At 62.3% G+C, this 9,455-nt stretch carries 4 protein-coding genes and 3 pseudogenes; 3 read left to right on the top strand and 4 right to left on the bottom strand.

Annotation, left to right across the window (positions count from 1 at the left end; translation table 11 throughout):
- Window positions 1-70, bottom strand: a pseudogene (locus tag UW3_RS29805) (gluconokinase); the annotation flags it as partial.
- A 206-nt stretch (window positions 71-276) separates the two neighbouring features.
- On the opposite strand from UW3_RS29805, the gene gntR reads away from it, so the two are divergent.
- From gntR to UW3_RS30320, 3 genes and pseudogenes are all read left to right on the top strand, one after another.
- The gene (gene gntR / locus UW3_RS0120810; RefSeq protein WP_010225281.1) at window positions 277-1,296 is read left to right on the top strand and encodes an HTH-type transcriptional regulator GntR; all 1,020 of its coding nucleotides are present in this window, start codon (window positions 277-279) and stop codon (window positions 1,294-1,296) included.
- 204 nt (window positions 1,297-1,500) lie between these two features.
- Window positions 1,501-2,178 (top strand): annotated as a pseudogene (locus UW3_RS30315) (PAS domain-containing protein); the annotation flags it as partial.
- A gap of 105 nt (window positions 2,179-2,283) precedes the next feature.
- A pseudogene (locus tag UW3_RS30320) lies at window positions 2,284-2,715 on the top strand (methyl-accepting chemotaxis protein); the annotation flags it as partial.
- On the opposite strand, the gene UW3_RS0120820 reads toward UW3_RS30320, so the two are convergent.
- The 3 genes from UW3_RS0120820 to UW3_RS0120830 all read right to left on the bottom strand — a co-directional run bounded on the left by UW3_RS0120820 (window position 2,690) and on the right by UW3_RS0120830 (window position 9,219).
- Window positions 2,690-6,007, bottom strand: coding sequence for a transporter substrate-binding domain-containing protein (locus tag UW3_RS0120820; RefSeq protein ID WP_010225283.1), 3,318 nt, complete (start codon window positions 6,005-6,007; stop codon window positions 2,690-2,692). The pseudogene UW3_RS30320 and the gene UW3_RS0120820 overlap by 26 nt on opposite strands.
- A 7-nt stretch (window positions 6,008-6,014) precedes the next feature.
- Window positions 6,015-6,629: a response regulator gene (locus UW3_RS0120825; RefSeq protein ID WP_010225285.1), complete on the bottom strand. Its 615-nt coding sequence runs from the start codon at window positions 6,627-6,629 to the stop codon at window positions 6,015-6,017.
- 343 nt (window positions 6,630-6,972) lie between these two features.
- Complete coding sequence (locus UW3_RS0120830) at window positions 6,973-9,219, bottom strand: FepA family TonB-dependent siderophore receptor (RefSeq protein WP_010225287.1); 2,247 nt, start codon at window positions 9,217-9,219, stop codon at window positions 6,973-6,975.
- Between the last annotated feature and the right edge of the window lie 236 nt (window positions 9,220-9,455).

Consider the following 9,455-nt stretch of genomic DNA (forward strand, 5'->3'; position numbering starts at 1 on the left):
CGGCACCGACGCAGCTCTTGCCGCAGCCAGCTACGCCCATTACCACGATTGCGGACAAGGGGGGATTCATCGGTACCTCCTGCAGGGCAAGATAGCGCTATCTTGAAGTGAGACGGCTAAAGTCTCGGGCGCTTCCCACCCAGATGTTATTGATCTTGTAAAAGCAGTCTGGATGCTCATTCCTGGCCTCATGCAGTTTTGCATTGCCTGTGGTCTGAGACAGCGCTACCTTAGTGCCCGTTCCCCATTCTTTGCAAGTCGAAAATAAAACCTGTCATGACCCGCATTGGCTCCCGTACTACCGGTCGTCCCACCTTGGCTGAAGTGGCCAGGCTTTCCGGGGTTTCCCCGATCACTGCTTCGCGGGCGCTGCGCGGGGTCAGCACGGTTGCCCCGGAGCTGGTCGAGAAGGTCCAGGTGGCCGCTGCCAGCCTTGGCTACGTGGCCAATCCGGCGGCCCGGGCGTTGGCGTCGGCGCAAAGCCAGTCGATCGTGGTGTTGATCCCGTCGCTGTCCAACCACCTGTTCATCGACACCCTGGAAGCCATCCATGAGGTGATGCGACCGCGTGGGCTTGAGGTGCTGATTGGTAACTATCACTACGATATTGCCGAAGAAGAGAACCTGATCCGCAACTACCTGGCCTACCAGCCACGCGGCATCCTGCTCACCGGCTTTGATCGCAGCGACGCGGCCAAGCAGCTGCTGGCAGCCAGCGGCATACCTTGCGTGCACATGATGGAGCTGGGCGGCGATGCCCAGGCCATGTCGGTAGGTTTCTCCCAACAGGAAGCGGGCAGGGCGGCTGCGCGGCATCTGCTTGAGCGCGGCTGCAAACGCCCGGGATTTATTGCCGCACAACTCGACCCGCGGGTGATGCAGCGCGCCGAAGGCTTTCGCCAGGCCCTGGCCGAGGCGGGCCTGGATGCCCATGCGCGGGAAGTGCTCGCCCCGCAGCCGTCGTCGATCGGCCTGGGGGGCGAACTGTTCGCCCAGTTGCTGCAACGTCATGCGGATGTCGACGGCATCTTCTTCTGCAACGACGACCTGGCCCAGGGCGCCATTCTCGAAGCGCTGCGCCAGGGCATCAAGGTGCCGCAGCAAGTGGCCATGGTCGGTTTCAACGACCTGCCCGCCTCAGCGTACATGGTCCCGCGCCTGACCTCGATTCGCACCCCGCGCGCGGCCATTGGCCGTTGCGCCGCCCAGGCGCTGCTGGGCCTGCTCGACGGCAAACGCGCGCAGGTGCAAAGCCAGGACCTGGGCTTTGAACTGATGGTCCGCGAAAGCAGCTGAAACCGCCAGTCGGCGGGCGTTGTACGGTGATGTCATAGTGCTTGCACGGTGCTAATCGCGATCTATGCTCAGCACATCCCGAGCATGGAGTGTTGCAAAATGTTTGATTTGCATCGTAAGTCCGATCTGGCTGAAATCGAGCGTTGCACCCAGGCCTTGGGGCACATGAGTGGCAAACTTGCGGCGATCAGCCGCTCGATGGCGATGATTGAATTCAGCCCCGACGGGGTGATCCTCGACGCCAACGAAAACTTCTGCAAAACCCTCGGTTATAGCGTCGAGGAGATTCGCGGCAAGCATCACCGCATGTTCTGCGAAGAAGCCTTCACCAAGAGCGAGGAATATCACCAGTTATGGCGTGACCTGGGCCGCGGTGAACCGCGCAGCGGCACCTTTGCCCGTGTCGACAAGCAGGGCCGCGAAGTCTGGCTCGAAGCCAGCTACATGCCGGTGCTCGGCGCGCAGCAGCAAGTCACCGGCGTGATCAAGGTCGCCTCGGACATCACCAAGCGGGTGCGCCACGAACACGAGACCGAAAGCCTGATCAATGCCATCAGCCGCTCGATGGCCATGGTCGAATTCACCCCGGATGGCAAGGTCATCGAGGCCAACCAGAACTTCCTCGACACCATGCATTACCGCCTGGACGAGGTGGTGGGCAAGCACCACAGCCTGTTCTGCCACAAGAGCGAAAGCGAGTCGGCGGCCTACAAGGCCTTCTGGGCCTCGCTCAACCGCGGCGAGTACCATTCCCACCGCTTTGAACGGGTCAACAAGCTCGGGCAGATGGTCTATCTGGAGGCTTCCTACAACCCGATCTTCGACACCCGCGGGCGGCTGTACAAAGTGGTCAAGTTCGCCAGCGACATCACCCGTCAGGTCAGTACCCAGCAAACCGCCGCCGAATCGGCCCACGCCACTTCGGTGCAGAACGACGCTTGTGCGCGCAAAGGCTCACAGGTGGTGCAGCAAACCGTGCAGGTGATCGAGGAAATCTCCCAGGACCTCAATGCCGCCGCCCGCAGCATCGATGCGGTGAGCAAGCAGTCGGAGCTGATCGGGCAGATCGTCCAGACCATCCGCAGTATCGCCGACCAGACCAATCTATTGGCACTCAACGCCGCCATCGAAGCGGCGCGGGCCGGCGAGCACGGGCGCGGGTTTGCCGTGGTGGCCGATGAGGTGCGTAACCTGGCGGCACGTACCAGCAAGGCCACCCTGGAGATTGTCGAGGTGGTGCGCCAGAACCATGACTTGTCGTTGACCGCCGTGGCCAGCATGCAGTCAAGCCTCAGCCGTACCGGCCTTGGCGTGGAACTGGCTAACGAAGCCGGTGAGGTGATTCTGGAAATCCAGCAGGGGTCCCAGCATGTGGTCGATGCGATCAGCCAGATCAACTCGACCTTGCAGTTGCACTGAGCCGCTGGTTGAGCTGGCCGTCGAGGGTCTGCAGGCTGTGTTCCAGGGCCTTGGCCAGCACCTCTAGATCGGCGCTGCTGGCCTCGCCAACACAGGCTTGCTCGAGCGCTTCGCAGCGCCTTACCACGCCACGGGCCTTGAGCATCTTGGCGCCGCCCTTGATCCGGTGGGCCAGGGCGCGCAAGGCATCGCGCACAGGTTCCGGGCCCAGGGCACGCAGGGCCTTGAGGTCGTCGCTGTTGCTGTGCGCCAGTTCCCGCAGCAGGCGTTCGACCAGTTGCGGATCGCCCAGCGTCAGGTGCTTGAGGTTGTCGACATCGAAGCCGCTGGCATGCTCCGGCTCCTGCGCCTGCGCGGTAACTGCTGGCACCGATGTCGGGCTGGTCACAGCGATCAGATGACGGCGCAACTCATTGAGACCGATCGGCTTGAACAGGCAATCGTTCATGCCGCTGGCCAGGCATCGCTCGCGCTCCTCAACCTGGGCATTAGCGGTCAAGCCGAGGATCAGGCAGGCGCGGCGTTGCTGCAGGTGTTCCTCGCTGCGCAGCCGGCGTGCCAACTGATGGCCATCCATGCCGGGCATGTGGCAATCGGTGATCACCGCATCGAACTGCCCTTGCAGCCACAGCCCCAGCGCGGCCTGGCCATCGCTGGCCTGGCTGACCTGATGGCCGAGAACACTGAGCTGGCGCTGCAGCAGCATCAGGTTGGCGGGGTAGTCGTCTACCACCAATATGTTCAAGGCACTGTCGGCCAGCGGTTGCTCGATTTCTGCCAGGGGCGCTTGCGCCAGGGTCGCAATCGGCAATAGCAACTCGATGTCGACCCGCGTGCCGACGCCCGGGGTGCTGGTCAGGCTCAGTCGGCCACCCATCAGCTCGCACAGGGTACGGCTGATCACCAGGCCCAGGCCGCTGCCCTGGCGTGCCTGTTGTTCGCCCACCCGGGTGAAGTTGTGGAACAGGCGCGCCTGGTCTTGAGCACTGATGCCGATGCCGCTGTCTTCAATGCTGAGCAAGACCCGTCGCACCTGCCCGGGCTGTTCCGCGCCCCAGCGCAGCGTGACCTTGACCTGGCCCTGCTCGGTAAACTTCAGGGCATTGCCCAGCAGGTTCGACAGCACCTGCTTGAAACGCAGCGGGTCAACCAGCACACCCTCGGTGACCGTGTGCAAGTCCGTCTGCAACATCAGGCCCTTGAGCCGGGCATTGCCTTCGAACACCCGTACGGTAGCGGCAACCAGCGCTGTCAGGTCGGTGGCGGTGGCGTTCAGTTCCATGTGTCCGGATTCGATCCGGGCGATGTCGAGAATGTCTCCGATCAGCGCCAGCAGGCCGTTGGCCGAGTCGAAGGCGACCTGCAGCGAGGCGCGATCGGCACGGCCCTGCTCGGCATCCTTGAGCGCAAGCTCGAGCAGGCCGATCACCGCGTTCATCGGCGTGCGGATTTCATGGCTCATGGTCGCCAGGAACGTGCTTTTGGCCCGGCTGGCGTCGTCGGCCTGGTCCTTGGCCAGGCGCAGTTCGTCGAGCAGGCGCTTGCTGAACCCCAGTTCGTGCTGCAGCGCTTGCTGGGCCTCGCTGCGTTGGCGGATCAGGTTGCGCAGGTAGCGGTTCCAGAACACCACCACGGCGATCATCAGGCTGGCGACGATGAGAATCCGCAGGATCAGTGAGCGGTAGTTGTACCAGGGGCTGTCGCTGATCAGTGCGTTGGTGCGCCAGCGGTTGGTCAGTTGCGCCAGTTCGTCGGGCGGGATGCTGAGCAAGGCCTTGTCGATGATCGAGCGCAGCACCCTGGCGTCCTTGGGCGTTGCAAACGAGGCGGTAATCGGCCGGTCGCCATACTGGGAGGCGATACGCAACCGATCCTTGAACAGACGGCTGATGAAGTAGGCCGCGTTGATGCGCGAGCTCAGTACCAGGTCGACCTGTTTATCCTCCAGGGCTTCCATCAATGCCAGCGGGCTATCGACCTCGATCAGCGTCAGCGTCGGGTAACGCTGCAGCAATTGCGCCTTCAAGGGGGTGTCGCGAATGACCGCCACGCGCTTGCCATCCAGCTGTTCGGGGTTTTGCCCGAACTCGCTGTCGGTACGGCACACCAGCACCCAAGGGTCGGTCAGGTATGGCCGACTGAAGTTGACCAGCCTGGCGCGCTCGGGGCTATAGACCAGCGTACCGGCCAGGTCGGCTTTGCCCTGTTGCAGCAACGCGATCATGGTCGCACCGGCATCGGTCTCGATGAACTCGAACTTCAGCCCCGTGCGCAGGCTGATCTGCTCCAGGACGTCGGCGGTTATGCCGCGAACCTGCTGCTGGTCATCGTAGAAACTCAACGGCGCAAAGTATTTGTTCACCAGCACACGGGTAACCGGGTGCTGTTCGATCCAGCGCCGCTCCTCGTGGCTCAGGGTCAAGGCGCCGCGATCAAGCAACATACTGGTGCTGCCGCTGCTCCAGCGGCGCAGGATGTTCAAACGCTCGGTTTCACTGGTGACCGCCAGTGAACGGTTGAGCAGGTGCAACAGCCTGTCGTTGCCGCGGGCCAGGGCAAAGGCGAAGGTTTCCCGCTCGTGCTTGACGAAGTGGGAAATCTGCACGCTGTCCTGAAAGCTCTTGCCGATCAGGTAATCACTGCTGATCGCATCACCGAGAAAGGCGTCGGCCTGGCCCAGCGAGACGGCCGACAAGCCGGCCATGGTCGAGGTGTACAACTGCAGGCGGGCCTTGGGGAACAGATGCCGGACTTCTTCGTCCGGCAGGTAGTGATCGACCATCGCCAGGCGCAGCCCATCCAGCTCGTCATCGACGGCGCGGGTCTTGCCCTGGGGCGTGACGATCACCGGCAGATCATCGGCATAGGGCTGGCTCAGCACTAGCTGGGCATCGGCGGCTTCAAAGCCATTGGAACTGCCGAGCAGGTCGATGTCCCCGGCATGCAGGGCGGCGATCGCCTCTTTGCGGCTGGCGTAGCGGCGCACGTCGAAGGGGATGCCCAGCAGTTCGCTGATCAGCCCGGCATAGTCGGCGGTCAGGCCTTCGTATTCGCTCTGGCTGACATTGATATCGAAAGGCGGGTAGTCCGGGCTCGAGGTTCCCAGGCGCAGCACGGCTTTTTCCTTCAGCCAGCGCCGATCATCCGGCGACAGCGCTACGCCTTCGCCACCCACCACTGAGCGGGCCAGCAGCGTGCGCGGTTCACCGGGCTCATCGGCCAGGCTGCTGTTGAGCAACAACGCCGGCAGGCAGACCAGCAGCAAGAGCAGAAGAGCGGGGCGCAGGGTCATGGCCGGCTCAGATCACAAGATTGCGATTTGCCAGACCCATAAGGTCGACGAAAGATCCTACCTGAAGCTTCTCCATGATCCGGCTCTTGTAGGTGCTGATGGTCTTGGGGCTCAGCAGCATGCGAATGCCGATGTCGTTGTTGGAAAGGCCGGCGGCGAGCATGCGCAGCACTTCCATCTCGCGGTGGGAAAGGCTGCCCAGCCGCTCTTCTTCGCTGCCCAGCGGGCCGCGGCTGGCGGACATGTCAGGGAAGGTCGAGTAGCCCTTGAGCATGGCTTTCAAGGCAAACACCAGTGCGTCCAGGTCTTCGTCCTTGTGCACGAAGGCCGAGCTGCCGGCATCCAGGCAGCGACGGGCGAACAAGGCCGCGGGCTGACCGGTCAGGACCATGATTTTCGGCGGTTTTTCCAGCAGGTGCAGGCGTTTGATCACGCCCAGGCCATCCAGGCCGGGCAGGCCGATATCGAGGATGACCACATTGGGGCGCAGTTCGCGGGCCATCTGCACGGCGGCCACGCCGTCCCCGGTTTCACCCACCACTTCGTAGCGTTCGCGTTCCAGCAGAATACGCACCGCAAGACGAATTGTGGGGTGATCATCGACGATCAGTACCGTGGGCATTGGCGCAACTCCTTGACGAAGAGGGTAAGCCGTTTCCTGAATCATTCAGGAAGACGAAACGGGCCGGAGCCGGCGAGTCGCCAACGATACGTCGAATCAGGATGCAAGAGTATGGGAAGTATAGAGGCGTTGAAAATTGTGGTAGGAATTGTCGAATATTCCTACATATTGACTAGAGAGACCGCTACACGGACTGTCGCTATCCGATGTTGCCGGGATTGCGATCGCTTCGCGCTCGATCGCTGGCAAGTCAGTTCCCACAGGTCGGGTGCATGCAAGTCCACTGTGGGAGCCGGCTTGCCGGCGATGGGGCAGCAAGGCTGCCCTGCGGTCAACGCCGGGTTCAGAACGACGTGGTAAACGAGGCGAAGTACGCCCGGCCCGCCTCGTTGTAGGTCAAGGCCCCGGCTTCATCGGAGTTGCCTTCGCGGTACAGGCGCTTGTCGAACAGGTTGTTCACGCCCACGCGCATGCTCAGGTTCTTGGTGAATTCATAGCCCCCGCTGATGCCGACAATCCCGTAGGGATCGACGTCCTTCTGAACCTTCTTGTCCAGGGCTTCATTGGCCCGAGCGTTGTAGGTAGGTGCTTCCTGTTTGCCGTAGTAGGTGCCGTTGAGCTGGAACGACAGCTTGTCGGTGACGTTCCAGTCCAGGGTCGAGTTGACCGTGTACTCGGGAATGATGCTCAGCGGCTCGCCGGTTTTCTTGTCTTCGGACTCGATCATGTAGGTGAAGTTGGTGTTCCAGTCCAGCGCTGGGGTCAGCTCGACGAACAGGTTGCCCTCGACACCTTGCACCACGGCCTTGCCGGTGTTTTCCCAGCGCAGGATGCGGCGCCCGTTGGGCAGGCGGAACAAGGTCTGGTTGCCGGCTTCGATCTTGTTCTTGTAGTCGTTACGGAAGTAGGTTGCGCTGGTGCGCCAGGTGCCCTTGTCGTAGGCCAGGCCCAGTTCCTTGTTGACGCTGGTTTCCGGGTCGAGGTTGGCGTTGCCCAGCAGGTAGCAGCCGCCATTGTTGACTTCGCTGGAGTTGCAACCTGCGCCACGGCTGTACAGCAGGTAATTGGGGTTGGCCTGGTACAGGTTCGGGGTTTTGTAAGCGCGGGCGATACCGCCCTTGATGCTCAGGGCCTCGGTGATCTGGTGCGAGGCGTTCAGGCTCGGGCTCCAGTTGTTGCCGTAGTCCTCGTGGTGATCAAGACGCAGGCCAGGGGTGACAATGGTGTTTTCGCCGACTTCGATGTTGTCCTCGGCGTACAGGGCAAAACTGCGCGCGGTGGATTTGGTCTGGGTACGGTCGAAGTTCGGCAGTTCAGCGCCCGGGTCATAGCTTTGCGGGCGCAGCGAGCCCGGGTCGTTGAGCGATTCATAGAGGTATTCGCCGCCCAGGGTCAGCACCTGCTCCAGACCGATGCTCAGTGGCAGGTTGACCTCGCCGGTGGCGCGGGTATTGCGCAGGCGCGACTCGAAGCGTCCGGCACCGCCCGATGGCGCACCTTCGCCCCAGCCGGCCAGGCCTTCATTGAGGCGGTCGTTACGGGTCAGGTCATAGGACAGCGACGCGGTGGAGGTACCCCAGTCATAGTCACCGCGATGGGTCACGGCAAAGCTTGAGCGCTGCATGACGTTGGTTTCCTTGCCCACCTGGCTTTCGACGAACTCGCCGCCGGCGTTGAGCATGGTGTCGCCGGCAAAGATGTTGCCCTGGCGGCTGTAGCTGGACTCAAAATCAAGGGTGTTGGCCGGGTCGATCTTCCAGCTCAGCAGGCCGTTGATGTCCTTGTTGCGCACGCCTTCGCGGCCGGCCATCAAGGATGAATCGAAGGCCTGGTGCGCCGAGTTGATCTTCATGTCATCGGCGTCGGTCTTGTTCAGGTTGCCATAGACGCGGAAGATCAGGCTGTCGGTAAGCGGCCCGCTCAAGCTGAAGTTGACCCGCTTGCCCGTGCCTTCGGCATCGTCCTCGGGGAGCATGGTGTACAGGGTCATGGAACCGCGCAGGTCCTGGGTCGGGCGCTTGGTGATGATGTTGACCACACCGCCCATGGCGCCGGAGCCGTAGCGCGCGGCGGCCGGGCCGCGCAGGATCTCGATGCGTTCGACTTCTTCGGCCGGTACCCAGTTGGTTTCGCCCCGGGTGTCGCGGTCGCCGCTCCAGCCATAGCGCACGGCGTTGCGTGAGGTAGAGGGCTTGCCGTCGATGAGGATCAGGGTGTTTTCCGGGCCCATGCCGCGCAGGTCGATCTGACGGTTGTTGCCGCGGGCGCCGCTGCTGCTGTTGCCGGTGAGGTTGACCCCGGGTTCGCGGCGGATGATGTCGGAGAGGTCATTGACTGGTGGGCGTTTCTTGATGTCTTCAGCGGTGATGATCGACACCCCGGGAGCTTGCTTCAGCTCCTCTTCGGCGGTGCCCAGTACCCGGGTGTTCTCCAGCTCGATCGCTTGCCGGCTGCCGTCCACTGGTAGGTCGGTCGGCTGCACCTGGACTTCGTCCGGCTGCAGTTCCAGCGGGGCTGCGGCGATTGCCGTGGAACCCAGGGTCGCCAGCAAGGCAATGCTCAAGCGGCTGAGGTTGAAGCGCGACACCATGTCAGATTTCTCCTGGAGCAAAGGGTGAACGACCGGGACGGAAGGGCCCGGTCGCTCGGGAAGTCGAGAATGATAAGAATTACCATTCGCGTGTAAACCCTTAAGGAGAAAAATAAAATATTAACGAAGCAGGACGCACAGGCTCTGCTATATGGGGGCAGCCCATCGCCGGCAAGGCCGGCTCCCACGGGGTTGTGGGTGCACCAATCTATTGTGGGAGCAACTGTCTTGATCAG

This window comes from Pseudomonas donghuensis (assembly GCF_000259195.1).
Lineage (GTDB): Bacteria > Pseudomonadota > Gammaproteobacteria > Pseudomonadales > Pseudomonadaceae > Aquipseudomonas > Aquipseudomonas donghuensis.

What these genes read in the sequence shown, in the direction of transcription:
- gntR (WP_010225281.1), top strand. Translation starts at nt 277, where the DNA reads ATGACCCGCATTGGCTCCCGTACTACCGGTCGTCCCACCTTGGCTGAA.
- UW3_RS0120820 (WP_010225283.1), bottom strand. Translation starts at nt 6,007, where the DNA reads ATGACCCTGCGCCCCGCTCTTCTGCTCTTGCTGCTGGTCTGCCTGCCG.
- UW3_RS0120825 (WP_010225285.1), bottom strand. Translation starts at nt 6,629, where the DNA reads ATGCCCACGGTACTGATCGTCGATGATCACCCCACAATTCGTCTTGCG.
- UW3_RS0120830 (WP_010225287.1), bottom strand. Translation starts at nt 9,219, where the DNA reads ATGGTGTCGCGCTTCAACCTCAGCCGCTTGAGCATTGCCTTGCTGGCG.